Raw genomic sequence first — 23936 nt, 5'->3', positions numbered from 1 at the left:
AAAAAATTTTGCCTGCGGCTGGCACATTAGTTGCAAAAGATGATTATAAGAATCTTTTGTTTCAATCTCAGACTCAAGGAATCGCCATGTTTGATATTCAGCAGTTTTCCCAGATCAACCCGCCGCACCGTTTGCTTATGGGGCCAGGCCCGATCAATGCCGATCCGCGCGTGCTGCGTGCCATGGCGAGCCAGCTTATTGGCCAGTATGACCCGGTGATGACGGGGTATATGAATGAGGTGATGGTGCTGTACCGCGAGCTCTTCCGCACGACAAACAAGTGGACGATGCTGGTGGACGGTACTTCCCGCGCCGGGATCGAGGCCATTTTGCTGTCGGCTATTCGCCCCGGCGATAAAGTGCTTGTGCCAGTGTTTGGCCGTTTTGGTCACCTGCTGTGTGAGATTGCCCGCCGCTGCCGCGCCGAAGTGCACACCATTGAAGTGCCGTGGGGCGAAGTATTCAGCCCGCAGCAAATCGAAGACGCCATCAAAGCGGTAAAACCTCGCCTGCTGCTGACCGTGCAGGGCGATACTTCCACCACGATGCTGCAGCCGCTGGCCGAGCTGGGTGAGATCTGCCGCCGCCACGGCGTGCTGTTCTACACCGATGCTACAGCATCGTTTGGCGGGAACGAACTGCTCACCGATGCCTGGGGACTGGATGCCGTTTCCGCCGGATTGCAGAAGTGCCTGGGCGGCCCGTCAGGCAGCTCACCGGTCACGCTCAGCCCGAAAATGGAAGAGGCCATTCGCCGCCGTAAATGCGTGGAAGAAGGCATTCGCACTGCCGCCCATCAGGACGGGGACGAAGAGATGATCTACTCCAACTATTTCGATCTGGGCATGATCATGGATTACTGGGGGCCGGAACGGCTGAATCACCACACCGAAGCGACGAGTATGCTGTTTGCTGCCCGCGAGTGTGCCCGCATTATCCTGGAAGAAGGTCTGGACGCCGGCATTGCCCGTCATGAGCTGCACGGCAGGGCGATGGTGGCGGGGATCCAGGGCATGGGGCTGGAAACCTTCGGCGACCTTAACCACAAGATGAACAACGTCCTCGGCGTGACTATCCCGGCGCAGGTTCACGGCGAAGAAGTGCGTAAACTCCTGCTGGAAGATTTCCATATCGAGATCGGCACCTCCTTCGGCCCGCTGCAGGGCAAAATCTGGCGCATCGGCACTATGGGCTATAACGCCCGCAAAGACTGCGTCCTGCAAACGCTCACCGCGCTGGAAGCGGTGCTTAACCGCCTCGGCTTTAAAAGCGTGCAGGGTGAAGCGATGCAGGCGGCGTGGAACGTTTATGCGCAAGGTGCCCGCTAATGGGCGCGCTGTTTATGGATGTGAATTATGCGGAGATTGCCGCCCAGCGCGTCATGGACAGGGCCGATCGGCTGGCCGCCATCAGCGAAAGCGCGGGCCAGCTGACTCGCGTTTACCTTTCGGTGCAACATCTGCGGGCGAATCAGCTGGTGGCCAGCTGGATGGAGCAACTCGGCATGACGACCTGGCAGGATGCGGTCGGCAATATTTGCGGGCGCTATGAAGGCAGGCAAGAAGGTGCGCAGGCGATTCTGCTGGGATCTCATCTTGATACGGTGCGCAATGCGGGGCGCTACGATGGGATGCTCGGCGTGCTGTGCGCCCTGGAAGTTGTCGCGTACCTGTATCAAAACAATATCCAGCTCGAACAGGCCATTGAAATTGTCGGCTTTGGCGATGAAGAGGGCACCCGCTTCGGGGTTACCCTGCTGGGGAGCCGGGGCATCACCGGCAGCTGGCCGGCGCATTGGCTGAGCTGCGAAGATGCCAGCGGCGTCAGCGTGGCGCAGGCCATGACGATTGCCGGTCTGGATCCCACGCGAATGGCCTGCGCGGAGCGGCCAAAAAGCGATTTCAGCGCTTACCTTGAACTGCACATCGAGCAGGGACCGGTACTGGAAGAACAGGGGCTTGCGCTGGGCGTGGTCACGGCCATTAACGGCGCCCGTCGCCTGAACTGCAGCTTTACCGGCCATGCTGGCCACGCCGGGACCGTGCCGATGGCGCTGCGCAAAGATGCGCTGGCCGCTGCCGCCGAGTGGATGACCTTTATTGAATCCGCCACGCGCTGCCACGGTCCCGACGAAGTTGCCACGGTGGGAACGTTAAGCTGCGCGCCAGGCGCGGTGAACGTCATCCCCGGCGATGTGCAGCTTACGCTGGACATTCGTAGCCCGCGTGACGAAAGCCTGGCAAGTTTGTTGGGCCAGCTTCTTGCCGAAGGGGAAGCCATTGCTGCCCGTCGCGGCATGCAGTTCACCGCAGAAGCCTACTACGCTATTCCGGCCACGCCGTGTGATGCGGCGTTGCAGGCAACGCTAACGCAGGCGGTGAGCGAAGTTCAGGGGCGGAGCCTGTCGTTGCCAAGCGGCGCAGGGCACGACGCCATTGCCATCGCCGAGCGTTGGCCGAGCGCCATGCTGTTTGTTCGCTGCGAGAAGGGCATCAGCCATCATCCGGCGGAATCCGTCACTGAACGCGATGTGGCTCTTGCCGTCCAGGCTTTCACTCGCGCCGTCACTCTATTGGCGGAACAATAAAAAAACCGGCCAGGATGGGCCGGTTTCTCCATGCTTTCATGCTCAAAGACTGAAAGGATCGGCATCCTGCCAGGCCGGGAATTTCTCCCGATACTCCCGCAGCGCAATCAGCGAAAGATCGGCATCAAGTCGTGCTGCCTGGTGAGGTTCAACGCTTGCCAGGATCTCGCCCTGCGGGCTGATGATCCGGCTGTCGCCCCGGTAATGGTGGCCGTTGCCGTCGGTGCCGACGCGGTTGCAGCCTGCCACGTAAGCCTGGTTCTCAATGGCGCGCGCCTGCAGCAGGCTTTGCCAGTGCAGCGAGCGCGGCGCTGGCCAGTTGGCGACGTACAGCGCCAGATCGTAATCGTTGCGGTTACGGGACCACACCGGGAAACGCAGGTCGTAGCAAACCAGCGGTAAAATACGCCAGCCTTTCCACTCAATAATCACCCGCTCTTCCCCGGCCTGATAATGATGATGCTCATCGGCCATACGGAACAGGTGGCGCTTATCGTAGAAGTGAACTTTGCCGTCCGGCTGCACCAGCAGGAAACGGTTTACCGGCCCGCGTTCGGTTTGCAGAGCGGCGCTGCCGGCGATCATCGCCTGGGTTTGCTGGGCTTTGAACTGCATCCAGTCAATCACTTCCTGTTCCGGCATTGACTGCACGGCGGCTTCCATCGCAAAGCCGGTGGTGAACATTTCCGGCAGAATAATCAGGTCACGCCCGCGCACGCCTTCCAGCAGCACATCAAAGTGACGCAGGTTAGCGGCACCGTCCATCCAGACGAGCGGTTGTTGCAGAACGGAAACTTTCAGACCAGACACCATCGGCAGCCTCTTAGCAGAATATTTCTTCCACTGTAGCACGAGAAAACGTGCTTTTGTTGGCAATAAAAAACCCCTCATAAGAGGGGTTAATGGTCAGGCGGCTTCAACCTTTCTGTGCTTTTCCGGCACCTTCACCGGCTGTGTTGCCAGCGCCTCCGGATCAAACTCATCCACGTTGATGCTGCGCAGACGGCTGGCTTCGGCTTTGGTCAGAATCGCCGCTTCATCGGCAGTGATCTTGCCTTCACCCAGCAGCTGCTTCGCCAGTTCATCCAGGCGAGTGAACGGCAGATTGCGCTTCAGCTCTTTGCATACGCGCTGGTGGATTGGCTCGGCGGCCATAATATCCAGCAGGGCGGCTTCCAGTAGGCCAGCAGGGTTATGCTCGCTTGGCGTCAGATACTGACCGCGGCCGATGCGTGAACGGGTTGCGGACGGCACCTGCAGGATTTTCGCCAGTTTGTGGTCCAGCGCGTCGGACGGCGCATCATAACGGCGGCCCAGCGGGAAGATAACCAGGCGCAGCGTACCGGCCACAAAGCGGTTCGGGAAGTTGCGCAGCAGGTCATCAATTGCCTGTTCGGCCTGGAACAGCGCATCCTGCACGCCCCAGTGAACCAGCGGCAGATCGGCTTCGTTACGGCCTTCATCTTCGTAGCGTTTCAGCACCGCCGTCGCCAGATAAAGCTGGCTCAGCACATCACCCAGGCGAGCAGAGATACGCTCCCGGCGCTTCAGGCTCCCGCCCAGCACGGCCATGGAGACATCCGACAGCAGCGCCAGGTTGGCGCTCAGGCGGTTGATGTACTGGTAGTAGCGTTTAGTGGCATCGCGGGTCGGCGTGCTGCTGCCGAGGCCGTTGGTCAGGCCCAGCCACAGGCTGCGCATTTTGTTGCTGCCCACGTGGCCGATGTGCTTGAACAGCAGCTTATCGAAGGCATTCACATCGTTATTCTGCGCCGCAGCCATCTCTTCCAGCACGTACGGATGGCAGCGAATTGCGCCCTGGCCGAAGATGATCATGCTGCGGGTCAAAATGTTGGCGCCTTCAACGGTGATGGCGATCGGTGCGCCCTGGTAAGCACGGGCCACGAAGTTAGTGTCACCGAGCATGATGCCTTTCCCGCCGACGATATCCATCGCATCAAGAATGGCGCGCTGGCCGCGGTGGGTACAGTGGTACTTAACAATCGCTGACAGCACGGCCGGTTTCTCACCGAGCACGATGCCGTAGGTAATTAAAGAGGCAGCAGCATCCATCACATAGGCGTTACCGGCGATGCGTGCCAGCGGCTCTTCAATCCCTTCCATTTTACCGATAGAGATTTTGAACTGACGGCGGATATGCGCATAAGCACCCGTTGCCATCGCCACGGATTTCAGGCCGCCGGTGGCGTTAGAGGGCAGGGTGATACCGCGGCCTACGGACAGGCACTCAACCAGCATACGCCAGCCCTGACCGGCCATTTTTGGGCCACCGATGATAAAGTCGATTGGCACAAAGATGTCGTTCCCACGGGTTGGGCCGTTCTGGAACGGTACGTTCAGCGGGAAGTGACGCTTGCCGATTTCCACGCCAGGGGTGTGGGTTGGGATCAGCGCACAGGTAATGCCGAGGTCTTCTTCGCCGCCGAGCAGGCGTTTCGGGTCAGACAGTTTAAACGCCAGGCCCAGCACGGTGGCGATAGGGGCGAGCGTGATATAGCGTTTGTTCCACGTCAGGCGCATACCAAGCACCTGTTCGCCCTGCCATTCACCCATGCAAACCACGCCGCTGTCCGGGATTGCGCCGGCATCGGAACCGGCTTCCGGGCTGGTCAGCGCGAAGCAAGGAATTTCCAGGCCGCGGGCCAGGCGTGGCAGGTAGTGATCTTTTTGCTCTTCGGTGCCGTAGTGCTGCAGCAGTTCGCCCGGGCCTAAGGAGTTAGGCACGCCGACGGTAATCGCCAGGATCCCGGAAACGCCGGACAGTTTTTGCAGGACGCGAGCCTGAGCGTAGGCAGAAAACTCAAGGCCACCGTACTCTTTCTTAATGATCATCGCGAAGAAGCGATGTTCTTTCAGGTAAGCCCACAGTTCTGGAGGCAGGTCAGCCAGCTCATGGGTGATCTGGAAGTCGTTCGCCATACGGCAGGCTTCTTCCACCGGGCCATCAAGAAAAGCCTGTTCTTCTGCGGTCAGCTTTGGCTGCGGGTAATTATGCAACTTTTGCCAGTCCGGCTTGCCGCGGAACAGATCGCCTTCCCACCAGGTCGTCCCGGCGTCGATGGCTTCTTTTTCGGTGCGGGACATCGGCGGCATCACTTTACGGAAGCCACGGAAAACCGGCGCGGAGATCAGCGATTTACGCAGCGGCGTGACCAGCAGCGGCACCAGAATCACCGCCAGCGGAACCAGCACCCAGAAAGACCAGATGCCAGCGAAACCCAGCGCGGCGGTCCACGCGAGCAGAATGACGCTGCTAAGCAGCAGATTTGCCTGGTGATAGAACAATACACCCAGCAGAACAACGGTAAGGACAATGCTTAAAATCAACATAAAGAAAGCTCCCTTGCTTGTAGGAGGTCTGACCACTTGTGATGTATTGGTTGTAGTGGATGTTGCTTTCTTTAGCAATGTGTTTACAAAATAATTACAACCTTGCTCACATTGTTGCCGCACTTCCGGGGAAAACCCCGGCTTAAGGCGCGGGGTTAAGCTTCTCGCTTTCGGCGCTATCCGGTACACTGCGGGATGTGAAATTCACTCAAACCTCAAGGACCTCCTCATGTACCAGGATCTTATTCGTAGTGAGCTCAATGAAGCGGCGGAAACGCTGACTAACTTCCTTAAGGATGAAGCCAACATTCATGCCATCCAGCGCGCAGCGGTGCTGCTGGCAGACAGTTTCAAAGCGGGCGGCAAAGTACTGTCCTGCGGGAACGGTGGCTCACACTGCGATGCTATGCACTTTGCGGAAGAGTTAACGGGCCGCTATCGTGAGAACCGCCCGGGCTACCCGGCAATCGCGATTTCTGACGTGAGCCATATCTCCTGCGTCAGCAACGATTTTGGCTACGACTATGTCTTCTCTCGCTACGTTGAAGCCGTTGGCCGCGAAGGCGACGTGCTGCTGGGGATCTCCACGTCCGGCAACTCCGGCAACGTCATCAAAGCGATTGAAGCTGCCCGCGCGAAAGGCATGAAAGTCATTACCCTGACCGGCAAAGACGGCGGCAAAATGGCCGGTACGGCTGACATCGAAATCCGCGTGCCGCACTTCGGCTATGCGGACCGCATTCAGGAAATTCACATCAAAGTGATCCACATCCTGATTCAGTTAATCGAAAAAGAAATGGTTAAAGCTTAGCCCGTAATGCCCCAGCTCCTCCCGGAGCAGGGGCATTCGTTGTGGGAGAGAAGAGATGTGCGAACTGCTCGGGATGAGTGCCAACGTACCGACGGATATCTGTTTTAGTTTTACCGGACTGGTGCAGCGCGGAGGCGGAACAGGCCCCCATAAAGACGGCTGGGGGATTACCTTCTACGAAGGGAAAGGCTGCCGCACGTTTAAAGATCCGCAGCCGAGCTTTAACTCGCCCATCGCTCGCCTCGTTCAGGATTACCCGATTAAATCCTGCTCGGTTATCGCGCACATTCGGCAGGCAAATCGCGGCAAGGTTGCGCTGGAAAACACCCATCCGTTCACCCGCGAACTGTGGGGCCGCAACTGGACCTATGCCCATAACGGGCAACTCAAGGGCTATCGCACGCTGGAGACGGGGACGTTCCGCCCGATTGGCGAAACGGACAGCGAGCAGGCGTTCTGCTGGCTGCTGCACAAACTCACGCAGCGTTATCCGCGCACGCCGGGCAATATGGAAGCGGTATTCCGCTACATTACTGAACTGGGTGCAGAGCTTAGAGAAAAGGGCGTGTTCAACATGCTGCTGTCGGACGGGCGCTACGTGATGGCGTTTTGCTCGACGAACCTGTTCTGGATCACCCGCAGAGCGCCGTTCGGCGTCGCTAAGCTGCTGGATCAGGACGTGGAAATTGATTTTCAGGAAGAGACCACACCGAACGATGTGGTCACGGTCATCGCGACTCAGCCGCTGACCGCCAACGAAACCTGGCACAAAATTGAGCCAGGCAAGTCGGCGTTATTTTGCCTCGGTGAGCTTATAGTTTGAAGCCAGCTGGGGCTGAACTGGCGTCATCACCGCAGGTTTGCTGATGACGTAGTTCCCGCTGACCACGGCCACGCCCGGTGGCTGATGGTTAGCCGCGAAGTAGTCATAGCCCGGTTTCAGCTCTTTCCAGAAGTTGATGTAGGTGGAGTACTTGTGGCGTTCCATATTGGCGTCGGTCATGCGGAACGGGAAGATACTGACCTGCACGCGCGGCTGGCCAAACACCAAAGCCCCGGTCACAAACTGGAAGATTTCGTCGATGCCGGAGTCGGTCATGGCATAGCAGCCAATCGACACGCAGGCGCCGTGAATCATCAGGTATTTCCCTTCATAGCCGTGAGCGCGGTCAAATTCGTTCGGGAAGCCGATATTAATGGCTTTATAGAAACGGCTGTCCGGTTTTAACTGACTGCGATCAACGCTATAAAACCCTTCCGGGCTTTTAAAATCGCCCTGGCGCTGTTTTGGTCCCAGGCCGCCGGAATAGTTACAGATGCGGTAACTGTTGAGGAGCTGATACTGCTCGCCCATCTTCACCCACAGCTCCAGGGTGCGCTCTTCTTTAAAGATTTGAATATAAACCGGGGAGCCCATTAGCTGCTGTCTGCTATCTTTGCCGACAGGGGCGGCGACACCGCCGCTATTAAGCAGGCTGGCGAAAGAGAAAAACGGCATAGAGAGCATCGCAATAATCAGTGCGATCTTACGCATACTGCTTGATTCCTTGATAAACCTGAAACTAACAGCCAGGACGGCTAAAGGGACCCGAAATCAGAAAATTCTGTACAGGATTGCGCCCACATTAGCATCGTGGCTAATTTTCGCAAGCGCCAGACGCGGGCGTTTACACATTTTATTGGAATCAATTGGAGTTTTTGCGGTGTGTCACTTTATGCCCGAGGTGATGCCACTCGCAGGGAAAGATTTGGTGGCCTGCGACAATTTCCTCATTTTGAAAATTAGCTGTATACTTATCCAGTGTTATTTTTCTGGTTGAGTGGATATGCGCAAAATCATTCATGTCGATATGGACTGCTTTTTTGCCGCCGTTGAGATGCGTGATAATCCGGCCCTGCGCGATATTCCTCTCGCTATTGGCGGCAGCGCCCAGCGGCGAGGCGTGATCAGCACGGCGAACTATCCCGCCAGAAAATACGGCGTGCGCAGCGCGATGTCGACCGCGATGGCGCTAAAACTCTGTCCGCATCTCACGCTATTGCCAGGCCGGTTCGACGCCTATAAAGAAGCCTCCAACCATATTCGTGAAATCTTCTCCCGCTATACCCCGCTGATCGAACCTTTGTCGCTGGATGAAGCTTATCTGGACGTTACGGACAGCGAACACTGCCAGGGCTCGGCCACGTTGATTGCACGCGAAATTCGCCAGGCCATTGCCGACGAACTGAACCTGACCGCCTCAGCTGGCATTGCGCCGATAAAGTTTCTGGCAAAGATTGCCTCCGATCTCAATAAACCCAACGGCCAGTATGTCATTACGCCCGAACAGGTACCGGACTTTTTAGCGACGCTGCCGCTCGGGAAAATTCCCGGCGTGGGTAAAGTCACGGCGGCAAAGCTGGAAACGCTCGGTCTGCGAACCTGCGCTGACGTGCAAAATGCTGACCTGGCCATGTTGTTAAAACGCTTTGGGAAATTTGGCCGGGTGCTGTGGGAGCGCAGCCAGGGCATTGATGAGCGTGAGATCAGTAACGATCGTCAGAGAAAGTCTGTGGGGGTTGAGCGGACGCTCGCGGAAGACATTCATGAATGGCCAGAATGCGAAGAGATTATTGAACGCCTGTACCCGGAGCTTGAGCGACGGCTGGCCAAAGAGCGGGCTGACCTGCGTATCGCCCGGCAAGGTATCAAGCTGAAGTTTAATGACTTTCAGCTGACGACCCAGGAGCACGTCTGGCCGAAGCTGAACAAAGAAGACCTGATCGCCACTGCCCGTAAAACATGGGAAGAGCGGCGGGGAGGGCGTGGCGTCCGACTGGTGGGGCTGCATGTGACTTTGCTCGACCCGCAACTGGAGAGGCAACTGCTGTTGGGGTTGTGAATAAGACCCTCATCCCGGCCTTCTCCCTGTAAGGGAGAAGGGGAAAAGACACGTTATCGCTGGAAGTAAGGCTGGCAAGAATAATCCCCTCTCCCTTCCAGGGAGAGGGTTAGGGTGAGGGTAAAACTTATTTCGCCGGAATCGCCTTCAGCTATTCAGGTTTTAAACGCAACCCTCATCCCGGCCTTCTCCCTGTAAGGGAGAAGGGGAAAAACACGTTTTCGCTGGAAGTAAGGCAGATAAAGAAGGTCTCCTCTCTATTTGAGAGAAAGCGTCAGGGAGAAAGAGGTGCGTATGAAAGTAAGGCAGATAAAGAAAATCCCCTCTCCCTTACAGGGAGAGGGTTAGGGTGAGGGTAAAACTTACTTCGCCGGAATCGCCTTCAGCAGCTCGGTCAGCAGCGTCCAGTACTGGCCAACGCTCTCAATATGCACCTGCTCGTCCGGGGAATGTGGGCCGGTAATGGTTGGCCCGATGGAAACCATGTCCATCTCCGGGTACGGTTTTTTGAACAGACCGCATTCCAGGCCCGCGTGGATAACCATGATGTTTGGCGTCTGGTTGAACAGCTTCTGGTAAGTCTCGCGCACCAGAGCCATTACCGGAGACTTAGCGTCCGGCTGCCAGCCAGGATAACTGCCTTTCGCCACGGTTTTTGCCCCAGCCAGTTCGCCGAGGGACTCCAGCACGCTAACCACGTAGTCTTTACCGGAATCAATCAGGGAACGAATCAGGCAGATAATTTCTGCGCTGTCATCGCTCATGGTCACGACGCCCGCGTTCAGGGAAGTCTCAACCACGCCTTTCACCTCGTCCGAATTACGGATCACACCATTTGGCGTCGCGTTCAGCAGATGCAGGAAGGTATCGCGAGTTTTAGCGGTCAGCGCCTGTTTGTCAGACGTTGTGGCTTCTACCAGCACGGTAATGTTCTTCTCGACCGCAGACAGTTCATTTTTCAGCACGGCCAGGTAGTCGTTAGCCGCAGACTTCAGCTCGGCCGCTTTCGCCGCAGGCACGGCCAGCGTAGCAAAGGCTTCGCGCGGAATCGCGTTACGCAGGGTACCGCCGTTCAGGTCGAGCAGGCGTGCGTCCAGTTCCGCAGCATGAGCCAGCAGGAAGCGGGCCAGCAGCTTGTTGGCGTTCCCCAGGCCCAGATGAATATCTGCGCCGGAGTGGCCGCCTTTCAGCCCTTTAATGGTCAGCTTGAAGGTGTCAAAACCGGCCGGAACGGCTTCACGCTGCAGCGGCAGCGTAGTGATAAAGTCGATGCCGCCCGCGCAGCCCATGTAGATCTCACCTTCCGTTTCGGAGTCAGTGTTGATCAGGATATCTGCCTGCATCCAGCCCGCCTGCAGGCCAAACGCGCCGTCCATCCCGGCTTCTTCGGTCATAGTCAGCAGCACTTCCAGCGGGCCGTGCGCCACGCTGTCGTCAGCCAGCACCGCCAGCGCGGATGCCATACCGATACCGTTGTCTGCACCCAGAGTGGTGCCGCGCGCTTTTACCCACTCGCCGTCGATGTACGGCTGGATAGGATCTTTAGTGAAGTCGTGAACGGTGTCGTTGTTTTTCTGCGGCACCATGTCGAGGTGCGCCTGCAGCGCCACAGGTTTGCGGTTTTCCATGCCCGGCGTAGCAGGCTTGCGAATCAGGATATTCCCCACCTGGTCACGTTCGACGTGCAGGCCTTTTTCTTTTGCCCAGGACAGGATGTGTTCCGCCAGCGCTTCTTCATGGTAGGACGGATGCGGAATAGAACAGATTTTGGCAAAAATATCCCACAGCGGCTGTGGTGATAATTGAGACAATTCAGACACGTTGAGTCTCCCTGGAGTCGTTTTTTTGGCTGACCGGTTATGTTTTTGGCCGGGTTCAGATACACCACAAGCACGGCTTGCGCGATGTCCTGAGAATACCACTTTCTTTTGTTGCGTGAAGGCTGAATACGAGCAAAATCCGCTGCCAGTGGCCTGCGGCACTGGTTTTTAGTGCGCCAGATCTCTATAATCTCGCGCAACCAAAACTCCTTCGAATACTTTTTAAGCCGTTATTTACAGGCCGGGACACTTCACATGAGCGAAAAATACGTCGTCACCTGGGACATGTTGCAGATTCACGCCCGCAAACTGGCTCAGCGTCTGCTGCCAGCCGAACAGTGGAAAGGCATTATTGCCGTTAGCCGTGGTGGCCTGGTGCCGGGCGCGCTGCTGGCTCGTGAACTGGGTATTCGCCATGTTGATACCGTTTGTATCTCCAGCTACGACCACGACAACCAGCGTGAGCTGACCGTGCTGAAGCGTGCGGAAGGCGACGGCGAAGGCTTCATCGTCATCGATGACCTAGTCGACACCGGCGGTACCGCGGTGGCGATTCGCGAAATGTATCCAAAAGCTCACTTCGTCACTATCTTCGCCAAACCAGCAGGCCAGCCGCTGGTGGATGATTACGTGATTGATATTCCGCAGGACACCTGGATTGAGCAGCCGTGGGATATGGGCGTGGTGTTTGTGCCGCCGTTGGCTGGCCGTTAATCCCTCCATGATTTGAGCTTTGTCATTTATTTGGCGCCCGGCATAGCCGGGCGTTTGTGTTATTTGGACCGTATCAGGCTACAATAGCGACGTTTCTCGTATTCATGGAGGCAGTGAAACGATGTCGCAGGCCAACCTCAGCGAAACCCTCTTTAAGCCCAGATTCAAACACCCGGAAACGTCCACGCTTGTCCGTCGCGCGCGGCATATCGCCACGCCCGCGATTCAGTCTGCGCTGGACGGCAAAAACGTGCCCCACTGGTACCGCATGATCAACCGCCTGATGTGGATCTGGCGCGGGGTCGATCCGCGTGAAATCCTCGAAGTCCAGGCCCGGATTGCCTGCACCGAGGCTGAACGTACCAACGACGACCTGTTTGATACCGTGATGGGCTATCGCGGGGGCAACTGGATCTACGAATGGTCGAAGCAGGCGATGCTCTGGCAGCAGCGTGCTGGCCAGGAAACGGACGAAGAGAAAATCGGCAAATGCTGGCTGCAGGCGGCTAACCTCTACAGCATTGCGGCGTACCCGCACCTGAAAGGGGACGCGCTGGCGGAGCAGGCCCAGGTGCTGGCTAATCGGGCTTACGAAGAGGCGGCTCCCCGGTTATCCGGTGGGCTGCGCGAGCTTGAATTCCCGATGACCGGTGGCGGCACCATCAGCGGCTTCCTGCACATGCCTAAAGGGGCAGAAGGGCCATTCCCGACCGTGCTGATGTGCGGCGGCCTCGATGCCTTACAGAGCGATTATTACAGCCTGTTTGAGAAATATTTTGCTCCGCAGGGCATCGCGATGCTGACCATCGACATGCCGTCGGTGGGCTTCTCTTCAAAGTGGAAGCTAACCCAGGATTCCAGCATTCTGCATCAGCACGTGCTCAAAGCGTTACCCAACATTCCGTGGGTTGACCATACCCGCGTCGCGGCATTTGGCTTCCGCTTTGGCGCCAACGTTGCCGTGCGTCTGGCCTACCTGGAAGCGCCGCGCCTGAAAGCCGTCGCCTGCCTGGGGCCGGTGGTTCACGCCCTGCTGAGCGACCCACAGCGCCAGGCCAGCGTGCCGGAAATGTACATTGACGTGCTGGCGAGCCGGCTGGGCATGACCAGCATCTCCGACAGCGCGCTGAGCGTGGAGCTGAACCGCTACTCCCTGAAAACGCAGGGGCTGCTTGGCCGCCGCTGCCCAACGCCGATGCTGTCCGGCTTTTGGGAGAACGATCCGTTCAGCCCGGAAGAAGAATCCCGTTTAATCACTTCGTCATCTGCCGACGGCAAATTACTCCAGATCCCGTTTAAGCCGGTGTATCAAAATTTTGACAAAGCGCTGCAGGAAATTACCGGCTGGGTGAAACAAAGATTACGTTAAATATTTGCTAAATTACGGCGGTTTGCTAAAACAGTTGCTTCACAACAGGAGATCGTAATGACGTTACCGAGTGGACACCCGAAAAGTAGACTGATCAGAAAGTTCGCCTCGCTTGGCCCGTATATCCGGGAAGAGCAGTGTGAAGACAACCGTTTCTTCTTCGATTGCCTGGCGGTGTGCGTTAACGTAAAGCCCGCGCCGGAGAAACGCGAATTTTGGGGATGGTGGATGGTGCTGGAAGCCCAGGAAAAGCAGTTTACCTACACCTGGCAGTTCGGCCTGTTTGATAAAGACGGCAAATGGACGGCGATCCCGGCAAAAGATAAAGAAGTGGATGAAAAACTGGAGCAGACGCTGCGCGGATTCCACGGACGCCTGAAAGATTTACTCGCCACCCTTGAGCTTGGGCTGGTGCCTGCCGAGAACTTTGCGGAAAAGTCGCTTAAACTCTCCGCCTGAAAATAAAAAATCCCCGTCAACCTGACGGGGATTTTTTTATCCGCAGTATCGCGAATTAGAACTGGTACACCATACCTACCGCAACAACGTCGTCGTTGTTCAGCTTCAGTTTGTTGTTGTCGCTCAGCTGGTTGATTTTGTAATCAACAAACGCAGACATGTTTTTGTTGAAGTAATAGGTGGCGGCCACGTCGATGTATTTCACCAGATCCGCATCACCAATGCCTTCGATGTCTTTTGCTTTAGACTGCACGTAGCCCAGGGATGGACGCAGACCGAAGTCGAACTGGTACTGAGCAATGGCTTCGAACGCCTGGTTTTTGTTAGCAAAACCAGAGACGCTGCTGCTGGTGCCCGCCAGGGAACCCGGGACGCTGATTGGGTTCATGTTACGGGTTTCAGCGTAGATAGTTGCCAGGTACACGTTGTTTTTGTCGTACTTGATGCCGGTGGTCCAGGCTTCAGCTTTATCGCCTTTACCGTAAACGGAGGCTTTCTGCGCGTTGGTACGGTTAGAGTTGGCGTATGCTGCGCCAACGCTCAGGCCGGTGTCAGCGATGTCGTAAGACAGGCTGGTACCGAAGCCGTCGCCGTTCTGGCGAGAAGTGTCGGAACGGGTGTTTGCGCTGTCAGCCCCGTTTTTGCCCTGGTATTGCAGAGCCAGCTTCAGGCCGTCAACCAGGCCGAAGAAGTTGTTGTTGCGGTAAGTTGCCACGCCGGTCGCACGGCCGGTCATGAAGGTGTCGGTTCTGACGAAAGCATCATCGCCGAACTCTGGCATCATATCGGTGTAAGAGGCGATGTTGTACAGCACGCCGTAGTTACGACCGTAATCGAATGAGCCGTAGTCACCGGCTTTCAGGCCCGCGAACGCCAGACGAGTTTTGGTGCCGGTAGAGTCGTTCTCTGCTTTGTTACCCGCAATCTGGTATTCCCACTGGCCGTAACCGGTCAGCTGGCTGTTAATCTGAGTTTCACCTTTAAAGCCCAGGCGAGCGTAAGTCTGGTCGCCATCGGAACCGGTGTTGTCACTGAAGTAGTGTTCAGCTTTAACGCGGCCATAGATGTCAACCTTGTTGCCGTTTTTGTTATAAACTTCGGCTGCCTGAGAAGCAGAAGCAGCCACGATACCCATTACCACTAATGCCAGTGTGCTCTTTTTCATTTGTTATCCCAAGAATGATGAACGCTTGCAAAATTGATCCAGGAGTCGGGCTCCTGCTAAAAACAGGAAGGGTTTTATCGTTCTCAGATTAAAGATTTATGACAATTTAGGAGAAAGATTAAATAAACGTAATAAAGTTTATATGTCATAAAAATGTAAAATATATCCGCTATCCTCAGCGATCCTTTCTGGCTTATTAGCCCTTTTCCCACGCCGCCTGTTGGCAAGCCGCGCGACTCCTGTTACAACGTCATCTGGCTTTTTAATTTCCCCTTATTTGTAGAAACGGCAGAGAATCATGAGTGACAGCCAGACGCTGGTCGTAAAACTAGGCACCAGCGTATTAACCGGTGGCTCCCGCCGCCTGAACCGCGCCCATATTGTTGAACTGGTTCGCCAGTGTGCCCAGCTGCACGCGGCGGGGCATCGTATTGTGATTGTGACTTCCGGGGCGATTGCCGCCGGGCGTGAACATCTCGGCTACCCCGAACTCCCCGCCACCATCGCGTCCAAGCAGCTGCTGGCCGCGGTAGGGCAAAGTCGCCTGATTCAGCTTTGGGAACAGCTGTTCTCTATTTACGGCATTCACGTCGGGCAGATGCTGCTGACCCGCGCCGATATGGAAGACCGCGAGCGTTTCCTTAATGCCCGCGACACGCTCAGAGCGCTGTTAGATAACAACATCGTGCCGGTCATTAATGAAAACGACGCAGTGGCGACGGCTGAGATCAAAGTCGGCGACAACGACAACCTTTCCGCGCTAGCCGCGATTCTGGCCGGGGCCGATAAACTGCTGCTGCTCACCGACCAGCAGGGTCTTTATACCGCGGACCCGCGTAACAACCCGGCAGCGGAACTGATTAAAGAAGTGCACGGCATTGACGATGCGCTGCGCGCCATTGCGGGCGACAGCGTTTCCGGCCTCGGCACGGGCGGCATGGGCACCAAGCTCCAGGCGGCCGACGTCGCCTGCCGCGCGGGTATTGACGTCATCATCGCCGCAGGCAGCAAGCCCGGCGTTATCGGCGACGTCATGGCCGGCAATCCTGTAGGGACGCGCTTCCACGCGCAGCAGTCGCCGCTGGAGAACCGCAAACGCTGGATCTTTGGCGCTCCGCCTGCCGGCGAAATCACCGTGGATGACGGCGCACTGTCCGCTATTCTGGAGCGCGGCAGCTCGCTACTGCCTAAAGGCATCAAAAGCGTGAGCGGCAACTTCTCCCGTGGGGAGGTGATCCGCATTCGCAGCCTGGAAGGGCGCGACATCGCCCACGGCGTTTGCCGCTACAACAGCGACGCGCTGCGCCGCATTGCCGGGCACCACTCCCAGCAAATAGACGATATCCTCGGCTATGAATACGGCCCGGTGGCCGTGCATCGCGACGACATGATTGTTAATTAAGGAGCAGATCAATGCTTGAACAAATGGGCAAAGCGGCAAAAGAGGCCTCTTACCAGCTGGCACTGCTCTCCGGCCGCGAAAAGAACCGCGTGCTGGAAAAAATTGCCGACTATCTGGAAGCTCGCTCGGAACAAATCCTGACCGCCAACCAGCAGGATGTGGACGAGGCGCGTAAAAACGGCCTCAGCGAAGCCATGCTCGACCGCCTGCAGCTCACCCCGGCTCGCCTGAAAGGCATCGCTGAAGATGTGCGCCAGGTATGCAGTCTCGCTGACCCGGTAGGGCAGGTGATCGACGGCGGGCTGCTGGACAGCGGGCTGCGCATTGAGCGCCGCCGCGTACCGCTCGGCGTGGTGGGCGTAATCTATGAAGCTCGCCCGAACGTGACCGTGGACGTCGCCTCTCTGTGCCTGAAAACCGGCAACGCGGCAATTCTACGCGGCGGGAAAGAAACCTGGCGCACCAACAACGCCACGGTGGCGGTGATCCAGCAGGCGCTGGAAGAGTGCGGCCTGCCGAAAGCGGCGGTTCAGGCGATTGAAAACCCGGACCGCGCGCTGGTCACCGAAATGCTGCGCCTCGATCGCTACATCGACATGCTGATCCCGCGCGGTGGTGCGGGCCTGCATAAACTTTGCCGTGAACAGTCGACGATCCCAGTGATCACCGGCGGCATCGGCGTGTGCCACATCGTAGTGGACGACACCGCCGAGATTGAACCGGCGCTGAAAATTATCGTGAACGCCAAAACCCAGCGCCCGAGCACCTGCAACACGGTGGAAACGCTGCTGGTGCACCAGGCGATTGCCGACCGCTTCTTACCTGCCCTGAGCAAGCAAATGGCCGAGTCAGGCGTGACGCTGCATGCTGACGAGAAGTCCCTGCCCGTGCTGCAAACCGGCCCGGCGGCGGTGGAAGCGGTGAAAGAGGCGGATTACAACGACGAATGGCTGTCGCTGCACCTGAATGTGAAAGTAGTGGCGGATCTCGATGCTGCCATCGCCCATATTCGCGAGCACGGCACCCAGCATTCGGACGCTATCCTGACCCGCACGCTGCGCAACGCGAACCGCTTTATTAACGAAGTGGATTCCTCGGCGGTGTACGTCAACGCCTCAACCCGCTTCACCGACGGCGGCCAGTTTGGCCTCGGTGCGGAGGTGGCGGTCAGCACCCAGAAGCTGCACGCCCGCGGCCCGATGGGGCTTGAAGCCTTAACCACCTACAAATGGATCGGCTTCGGCGACGACACTATTCGTGCGTAATTGAAGAGAGGGTGATGCAAAAACCAGCAGTCAGTTTGATAAGTGGTTGACGCATCACCCAATCTTCCCTAACCTTTTACACCGCAGCCACGCTCGTGGCGCGTCCGGAAAGCCGATATAGCTCAGTTGGTAGAGCAGCGCATTCGTAATGCGAAGGTCGTAGGTTCGACTCCTATTATCGGCACCATTTCAAGCTCTTCCCAGGTCTACCGAAATCAACTAAAAGCTCGTATACTGCGGTTTATAGCCCGTATCTTATCTCCTGTTATCAACTGTACTCAACCGAAATCAAGTTACAGTTGGGGGCATAAATGGGGGCATTCTGTGTTCGGTCCAGGGAGATGCCCCCAATGAAGCTAAATGCGCGACAGGTAGATGCAGCTAAACCCAGAGAGAAAGCCTATAAGCTGGCAGATGGTGCTGGTTTGTATCTTGAAGTTGTTCCCTCTGGTTCTCGATACTGGCGAATGAAATATCGCTTCAATGGAAAAGAGAAGCGTATGGCTTTTGGTGTTTATCCGGCAGTGTCCCTTGCACAAGCGAGGGCACTACGTGATGAAGCCAAGAAAAAACTGGCCGAAGGTATCGATCCATCGTTTGCCAAGAAAGAAGAAAAGCTGGTTCGCGATGTGCAACTCAATAATACGTTCCAGTCTGTGGCGCTTGAGTGGCACGGTACGAAGGTGAGCAGATGGTCAGAAGGGTATGCTTCTGACATTCTTGAGGCCTTTAATAAAGATATTTTCCCATATATCGGTCAGCAGCCGGTGAATGAAATCAAACCGCTGGTTCTGCTGAATGTACTGCGTCGAATGGAAAGCCGTGGTGCGACAGAGAAGGCTAAGAAGGTTCGCCAGCGCTGCAGCGAAGTTTTTCGTTACGCCATCGTTACCGGTCGCGCGGAATACAATCCTGCAGCGGATCTAACCAGCGCGATGTCAGGGCATGAATCGAAGCATTATCCCTTCCTTACTGTTGAGGAGTTACCAGACTTCTTTAAAGCTCTCACAGGCTATACAGGCAGCCCTCTGGTTGTTCTTGCCGCACGTTTGCTGATACTTACGGGAGTTCGTACAGGCGAGCTCCGAGGTGCTTTCTGGAGTGAATTTGATCTTGAAAAAGCGGTGTGGGAAATACCTGCCGACCGAATGAAGATGAAACGGCCTCACCTTGTCCCCCTCTCTACCCAGGCACTGGAAATTGTACAGCAAATCAAAGTGATGTCAGGGCAATATCCACTGGTGTTTCCTGGGAGGAATGATCCCCGCAAAACGATGAGCGAAGCGAGTATAAATCAGGTGTTCAAACGGATTGGATATACAGGGAAGGTAACGGGGCATGGTTTCCGCCACACGATGAGTACGATCTTGCATGAGGAAGGGTTCAATACGGCATGGATTGAAACCCAGCTTGCGCATGTTGATAAGAACGCGATTCGTGGGACGTATAACCATGCATTGTATCTGGAAGGGCGGAGGGAGATGATGCAGTGGTATGCGGATTATATCGGAAAAAAAGGACAATCTAAGTTCTCCGTCGCCTCATAAGTTCCCAATAAAATGTTTGAGTTAAGCTCCTCCAAAATGGAGGGGCTCAATGCTGGTATTTTTTTACGCTTTCTTCAGAAAAGTTATATTTGCATACCATAGAGTATGAAGGTCTGCTTAGTGCCAAAAGAGAGTCTTTAATTTAACGAAGAAACGAATGTTATATTTTGTCCTGGTTCACGCGGGATTAAAGCTCTTTATGACTTTCCTTTCGTTCACTGTAACAGTCTGCAAGGTAGCCGGTTTCGACCTTGAGCAGCGGCGTGATTTTAAAAAACTCTTCGGGCACATTGGCGATACGATCATACTAGGACGAAGGTCTTATTCACCCATTCTCATCGAATTCCTGCCAGGCCATAGCCACTGGGGACTGGTTGAGCATCGTGTACATCGCATCCAACGCCTAAGAATACGCATCTGGTTCACGGCGTTGAAGGACTGAGAACAGCCGCAGACCAGCATTTCCGCATGAGTTTTTCCTTGGGAAGGGCGAACGGCCCCTTTGCTTAAAGGGACCCAACCAATTTGTGCTTTCATCGCAGCACTCATTGCCCATGCAGGTCTGGGGAACTCCACACCATTCCGTAACATCATCGGATCAGCCCGCGCAACTCGGTGACTGTAGGATGGGTATCCGGAGCATCATCCGGAAGAGGCAAACCTGATGGGTTAAATAGAGTTCAAAGCCGCAGACCCGATTGTTAAATGCACCAAAGGTACTATTACCGCTAAGACCCTGACCTATGACTTCGAACGTCTGAGAGAAGGTGAGAAGCTGCTGAAACATTAAGAGTTTAGTGATGCGATAATCGAAATATGTAATCCAGATTCTGTATTTTTGAGAACGAGAGCCTATTGATTCCCGTTTTTATTATTAGGATTTGAATGATTGTCAAAACTATATTGTTTGCTTTAGGGATGGTTAAATGTTAATTGATAGGGTATGATTAAGAATAACAATGGGATTTTTAGAATGGTAATGAAATATAACGATGGCAAAAAGCATTTATATTAAACCAATTACAATTAAAAGTGCTAATATTTTTGTTGCTAATCATCATCGGCATCATAGACCAACGTCACGAAATACTGGTAGGTGGGCTCTGGCTGCATATGATAGAGTTTCTGACGAAAATGTTGGCGTGGCTATAGTAGGTAACCCGGTATCCGCAACATATATGGATGGTGTGACTTTAGAAATTACTAGATTATGTGTTTTACCCTCAGCCCCCATGGGCACTTGTTCATTCCTGCTCAGTCGTTGTTGCTCAATTTGGAGAATGATGGGAGGGCGAAAAATTATTACATATACTCTCTCTACTGAATCAGGAGCATCTCTTAAAGGCGCTGGCTGGGAATTGTCAGGAATAGTCAACCCTCATAAGCGTTGGACTAATAAGATTAAAACAGATGGGATTCAGCGAGAACAACTTGAGATTTACACATTAAAAAAATACCGATGGGAACGAGATTTAGCAGGAGCCAATTTATGAAAGTTATAGCTGCATTTAGCTCAGATAGTCGCCCTCAGTATAAAGCGGATATTTATAAAGTTATGTGTTTGTCTGAAGGGGACGTTATTCACTTTCGATATAAAAAGAAGCATGTTCAAGATTTATTAGTCAACAAGCAAATTTGGCAAATGCTTGAAGATAGGAAAGTTGTAATATTTCTTTCACAAGGCAATGATGCAAATGACCCCAAGGGTGTGGATGAGCTAACTCATGTGTCCACCAGGGAAGCAAATATTCTCTCATGTGATTGGATTCCAGAAACTGAGTTGTATCATATTAGAATGAAACTTGGAAGATTTATTAATGCGCAAATAAAAGGCCATACAATTAGAAATAAGTTTTTTCAAGAAGTAGATATAGAAGAAAAACAAGAAAAAAACAACTGGAAAAGTCGTGTGGAAGAACTTCGTTCTTCTTTCAGTGATGTTATATTTTTTAACATTAAGGGTATCTTTGATTCTAAGGGGAATAGTGTTAGTTCGACGTACAATACACAAAGCTATTCCCGGGTATATGATTTATATCATGGCGAGAGATATACAATTGCAATGCACCTTGCGAATTTTGGTGATGTTGATAGAAAATTATCTATCGATTACAACTATGATGATATTGTAATTTCCTATCAAAACCCTATAGACTCATCAGTAGAATTTGATGATATTTTCATTCCTTTGAATGTTAAAATTTCTTCAGTATTCAAGCATTCAAATTTTATAACTTTCAAGCCTGTTACGGGTTATGATTTAACTTCTGAAAAAAATACAGCTAATGATATTTTCAAAGTCTCTCAGGAATTCTTGTTGAAAATAAACTTCCGTAGTGCGAGTGTATTTGGCTTGTTAAGTTTAATTGCTTTTGCCGCAGCAATGGTATCAAGCGCAAAAGAAGGTTTTGACATATTTCCATTGTTTAAATATCTTGTGGCTGGCGTGTTTGTATTTATTTCAACAAGTGGTTTATTTTACTTTTTTAACAAAAAATAAAATAAATTAGGGGCAATTCCTGATACGATCTCTCTCAGCGAAAGGTCATCTGAAGCCGCTGACAGAGTCATGCTAGGTCACAGGGAAGGATATCTGATAGGATTCTAAAAACTCCTACATAGTCACCTTAGTAGAACGTCATTCTCGTTTTGTTATGCTGCTCAATATCAGGGACAACAAAACTATAACGGTTATATCTGCACTCATCAAACAAGCCCGGGAATTACCTTCTGAACTTTATAAAATGTTAACATGGGACCGGGGCGTGGAAATGACGAGCTACACCCGGTTTACTGTAGCCATAGATATTTAGGTTTATTTCTGCGATCCTCAACACCCGTTGGTAGTGCTGCTCTAATTAAAATACGAACAAATTACTCAGGTAGTATTTTCCAAAAGGAACTGAATTATCAGTTCACAGCCAGCAAAGACTGAACAGCGGTGCCAGGCAACTCAACGAGAGGCCAAGAAAAACGCTAGACGATCAATCACCCGCAGAGTGTTTTAACCAATGTGTTGCATTCATCTATTGAACTCACAGCTAGAAGCGGACATCTTGATGCTACGACACACTAGGCTAGATATATAAAAGTGTATAGTCCGCTTGGGTGAGGTGCTTACATAAAGCAGATTATTTTATAGGTGTCCCATAATTATGTAACGGCTGAGTAGAGGCCAGATAAAGGGGGGTTCCATCAACATTGGTAAAAATGAACACATAACCATCCTTATGCTTATAGACTGAAGGATCATGGTGAAAAGGTAGTATGGCGTTCATTCCCTGATAATTAGGAAGATTACGTATCCTTGCTCTGGCTTCTTCCCATTGCATCATGACAGTCTTGTCAGACTCATAATAGCTTAATGGTGAAGCGTCCAATTCAAGTATGGAACAATAATCTTTATCTGCAACTTTATATATCAGCATTTATTACCCTATTGTTAGATGATTCCACGGAACTAATCGGAGTATAGCGAGACTTTTCGTTCATGCCAGCAGCGGGCTTTGCTAACATCGGAACATATTAATCTGTGGGGACAGGTCAGCTAGATTTAACCGAACATACCGGACAGAAATCCTGTTCATAACCCTGAATGAAGTGCGGGAAATCATGTGGCGCTGACTGACGGAATATAACAGTGAGCGGCCTCATGAATCCCTGAAAAACCTGATGCCGGAAGAGTACCGGTTGATGGCTGAAAAACCGGTACTTTAGAAAAATGCTTGAAGCTAAAATGGGTGCGCTTACACTTACAGCGAACGCTTGGAAGCGAAGGCTTATTCTTTTCTAATAAGTTCCTTAACAAAATCGTCAAAATTAGCAGATGAGCGATTTTTGAAGTTATAACTCATGTAGTGACACCCTTTGCAATATTATTGTTGCTAGTACTCTAACCAATCTGATGGACATCAATACGCTTGTGAATATGTTGGTGATTCACGTAATACCGGTGCAAATTACGCATCTTGTTAGACCGATAATGAAAACCACGCTCCCCCCACATAAGCCATACCAATACCTTACCGGATTGCATCAAGTAGCGATCAAGTAGATCACGACATAGATAACTGACTGAGCCACTGACGTCCGAACCATACTCGCCAACTTTGCGGTAGAGTGACGCCACACCTGCCGCATCATGCAAATCCCATTTATTTGCGCGGTACCTGAGATTCAAAGCCTCACAAAGTTGCTTTGAGGGTAGGCTCGCCCCGCTGCTTTGGTTCTCTGTACTATGGTAGCTCTCCCAATTGTAGTTCTGTACTGTGATCTCTACCCCAACACCACTGCCTGACCATCTGTCAGCGGAAACCATATTTTCATAGCCATCTTCTTGCTCGCCAGTGAGTGGTAGCCCAGGTATTGATGGGAATGACATCTCACCTGCATAGGTGTAGTAGTTATCAGGAACATCAGGAATGGCGCTGTTGCCAGTGTAAGCATCCCGGCAAACCGGACCATTCACATTTAGAGATCTTCCGGCATACTGATTATGTCCCCGGAGGAGATCGCCATGCGCAAAGCCCGATTCACCGAACACCAGATCATCGCCGTTCTGAAG

At 53.5% G+C, this 23936-nt stretch carries 19 protein-coding genes, 1 tRNA gene and 4 pseudogenes; 16 read left to right on the top strand and 8 right to left on the bottom strand.

All coding sequences use genetic code 11. The features are described 5' to 3' along the window. Nucleotides 1-86 precede the first annotated feature (86 nt). Together F3J29_RS22030 and hpxK are read left to right on the top strand one after the other, a co-directional pair. Nucleotides 87-1328 (top strand): pyridoxal-phosphate-dependent aminotransferase family protein, encoded by a 1242-nt coding sequence (locus tag F3J29_RS22030; RefSeq protein WP_166869285.1) that lies wholly within the window; start codon nt 87-89, stop codon nt 1326-1328. After that, nucleotides 1328-2587, top strand: coding sequence for an allantoate amidohydrolase (gene hpxK, locus F3J29_RS22025; RefSeq protein WP_166869283.1), 1260 nt, complete (start codon nt 1328-1330; stop codon nt 2585-2587). Before F3J29_RS22030 ends, hpxK begins: the two co-directional genes overlap by 1 nt. Before the next feature lie 42 nt (nt 2588-2629). Here hpxK and F3J29_RS22020 read toward each other — a convergent pair whose 3' ends face one another. Together F3J29_RS22020 and fadE are read right to left on the bottom strand one after the other, a co-directional pair. Continuing rightward, complete coding sequence (locus tag F3J29_RS22020) at nt 2630-3397, bottom strand: amidohydrolase (RefSeq protein WP_008457303.1); 768 nt, start codon at nt 3395-3397, stop codon at nt 2630-2632. Between the two features lie 96 nt (nt 3398-3493). Next, on the bottom strand, nt 3494-5938 hold the full coding sequence (fadE, locus tag F3J29_RS22015; protein ID WP_166869282.1) for an acyl-CoA dehydrogenase FadE: 2445 nt from the start codon (nt 5936-5938) through the stop codon (nt 3494-3496). 229 nt (nt 5939-6167) lie between these two features. On the opposite strand from fadE, the gene lpcA reads away from it, so the two are divergent. Together lpcA and F3J29_RS22005 are read left to right on the top strand one after the other, a co-directional pair. Then, the gene (lpcA, locus tag F3J29_RS22010) at nt 6168-6749 is read left to right on the top strand and encodes a D-sedoheptulose 7-phosphate isomerase (protein WP_008457307.1); all 582 of its coding nucleotides are present in this window, start codon (nt 6168-6170) and stop codon (nt 6747-6749) included. A 55-nt stretch (nt 6750-6804) separates the two neighbouring features. Next, a complete protein-coding gene (locus tag F3J29_RS22005; protein ID WP_008457309.1) occupies nt 6805-7572 on the top strand; it encodes a class II glutamine amidotransferase in 768 nt (255 codons plus the stop codon). Here F3J29_RS22005 and dpaA read toward each other — a convergent pair. Continuing rightward, nucleotides 7543-8283 (bottom strand): peptidoglycan meso-diaminopimelic acid protein amidase, encoded by a 741-nt coding sequence (gene dpaA, locus F3J29_RS22000; RefSeq protein ID WP_045781444.1) that lies wholly within the window; start codon nt 8281-8283, stop codon nt 7543-7545. The genes F3J29_RS22005 and dpaA overlap by 30 nt on opposite strands. A gap of 292 nt (nt 8284-8575) precedes the next feature. On the opposite strand from dpaA, the gene dinB reads away from it, so the two are divergent. Beyond that, on the top strand, nt 8576-9631 hold the full coding sequence (gene dinB / locus F3J29_RS21995; protein WP_166869280.1) for a DNA polymerase IV: 1056 nt from the start codon (nt 8576-8578) through the stop codon (nt 9629-9631). Nucleotides 9632-9993: 362 nt separating this feature from the next. Here the strand turns inward: dinB and pepD are convergent, their stop codons facing one another. After that, nucleotides 9994-11451 (bottom strand): beta-Ala-His dipeptidase, encoded by a 1458-nt coding sequence (gene pepD / locus F3J29_RS21990; RefSeq protein ID WP_166869271.1) that lies wholly within the window; start codon nt 11449-11451, stop codon nt 9994-9996. Between the two features lie 255 nt (nt 11452-11706). On the opposite strand from pepD, the gene gpt reads away from it, so the two are divergent. The 3 genes from gpt (at nt 11707) to crl (ending at nt 13993) form a co-directional block, all read left to right on the top strand. Continuing rightward, nucleotides 11707-12165, top strand: coding sequence for a xanthine phosphoribosyltransferase (gpt, locus tag F3J29_RS21985; RefSeq protein ID WP_008457349.1), 459 nt, complete (start codon nt 11707-11709; stop codon nt 12163-12165). A gap of 121 nt (nt 12166-12286) precedes the next feature. Continuing rightward, the gene (gene frsA, locus F3J29_RS21980; RefSeq protein ID WP_166869269.1) at nt 12287-13534 is read left to right on the top strand and encodes an esterase FrsA; all 1248 of its coding nucleotides are present in this window, start codon (nt 12287-12289) and stop codon (nt 13532-13534) included. A gap of 57 nt (nt 13535-13591) precedes the next feature. Continuing rightward, the gene (gene crl, locus F3J29_RS21975; RefSeq protein ID WP_166869267.1) at nt 13592-13993 is read left to right on the top strand and encodes a sigma factor-binding protein Crl; all 402 of its coding nucleotides are present in this window, start codon (nt 13592-13594) and stop codon (nt 13991-13993) included. Nucleotides 13994-14048: 55 nt separating this feature from the next. Here the strand turns inward: crl and ompC are convergent, their stop codons facing one another. Further along, nucleotides 14049-15158 (bottom strand): porin OmpC, encoded by a 1110-nt coding sequence (gene ompC, locus F3J29_RS21970; protein WP_166869265.1) that lies wholly within the window; start codon nt 15156-15158, stop codon nt 14049-14051. 298 nt (nt 15159-15456) lie between these two features. Between ompC and proB the strand changes: the two genes are divergently transcribed. The 4 genes from proB to F3J29_RS21950 all read left to right on the top strand — a co-directional run bounded on the left by proB (nt 15457) and on the right by F3J29_RS21950 (nt 19372). Next, nucleotides 15457-16560, top strand: a complete 1104-nt coding sequence (proB, locus tag F3J29_RS21965; RefSeq protein ID WP_008457354.1) for a glutamate 5-kinase — start codon at nt 15457-15459, stop codon at nt 16558-16560. 11 nt (nt 16561-16571) lie between these two features. Next, nucleotides 16572-17825: a glutamate-5-semialdehyde dehydrogenase gene (proA, locus tag F3J29_RS21960; protein ID WP_166869263.1), complete on the top strand. Its 1254-nt coding sequence runs from the start codon at nt 16572-16574 to the stop codon at nt 17823-17825. A gap of 111 nt (nt 17826-17936) precedes the next feature. Continuing rightward, nucleotides 17937-18012 (top strand) — tRNA-Thr (locus F3J29_RS21955). Between the two features lie 163 nt (nt 18013-18175). Continuing rightward, nucleotides 18176-19372 carry a tyrosine-type recombinase/integrase gene (locus F3J29_RS21950; protein WP_166869262.1) on the top strand — a complete coding sequence of 399 codons (1197 nt, stop codon included), beginning with the start codon at nt 18176-18178 and terminating at the stop codon, nt 19370-19372. 187 nt (nt 19373-19559) lie between these two features. Here F3J29_RS21950 and F3J29_RS21945 read toward each other — a convergent pair. Then, a pseudogene (locus F3J29_RS21945) lies at nt 19560-20049 on the bottom strand (NADPH-dependent FMN reductase); the annotation flags it as partial. A gap of 315 nt (nt 20050-20364) precedes the next feature. On the opposite strand from F3J29_RS21945, the gene F3J29_RS21940 reads away from it, so the two are divergent. From F3J29_RS21940 to F3J29_RS21930, 3 genes and pseudogenes are all read left to right on the top strand, one after another. Continuing rightward, nucleotides 20365-20865: an XF1762 family protein gene (locus tag F3J29_RS21940; protein WP_286175471.1), complete on the top strand. Its 501-nt coding sequence runs from the start codon at nt 20365-20367 to the stop codon at nt 20863-20865. After that, nucleotides 20862-21872 carry a hypothetical protein gene (locus F3J29_RS21935; protein WP_166869260.1) on the top strand — a complete coding sequence of 337 codons (1011 nt, stop codon included), beginning with the start codon at nt 20862-20864 and terminating at the stop codon, nt 21870-21872. The genes F3J29_RS21940 and F3J29_RS21935 overlap by 4 nt, the downstream gene beginning before the upstream one ends. A gap of 6 nt (nt 21873-21878) precedes the next feature. Beyond that, nucleotides 21879-22405: pseudogene (locus F3J29_RS21930) on the top strand (IS30 family transposase); the annotation flags it as partial. Nucleotides 22406-22503: 98 nt separating this feature from the next. Here F3J29_RS21930 and F3J29_RS21925 read toward each other — a convergent pair. After that, nucleotides 22504-22800 (bottom strand): hypothetical protein, encoded by a 297-nt coding sequence (locus tag F3J29_RS21925; protein WP_166869259.1) that lies wholly within the window; start codon nt 22798-22800, stop codon nt 22504-22506. Nucleotides 22801-22921: 121 nt separating this feature from the next. Here F3J29_RS21925 and F3J29_RS22805 point away from each other — a divergent pair. Further along, a pseudogene (locus F3J29_RS22805) lies at nt 22922-23089 on the top strand (integrase core domain-containing protein); the annotation flags it as partial. A gap of 175 nt (nt 23090-23264) precedes the next feature. Here F3J29_RS22805 and F3J29_RS21915 read toward each other — a convergent pair. Further along, nucleotides 23265-23936, bottom strand: a pseudogene (locus F3J29_RS21915) (hypothetical protein); the annotation flags it as partial.

Source organism: Enterobacter sp. Cy-643 (assembly GCF_011752815.1).
In the GTDB taxonomy this organism is placed as follows: domain Bacteria; phylum Pseudomonadota; class Gammaproteobacteria; order Enterobacterales; family Enterobacteriaceae; genus Cedecea.
Note: the sequence above shows the minus strand (reverse complement) of the source record. Positions and strands in the feature narration are given on the sequence as shown.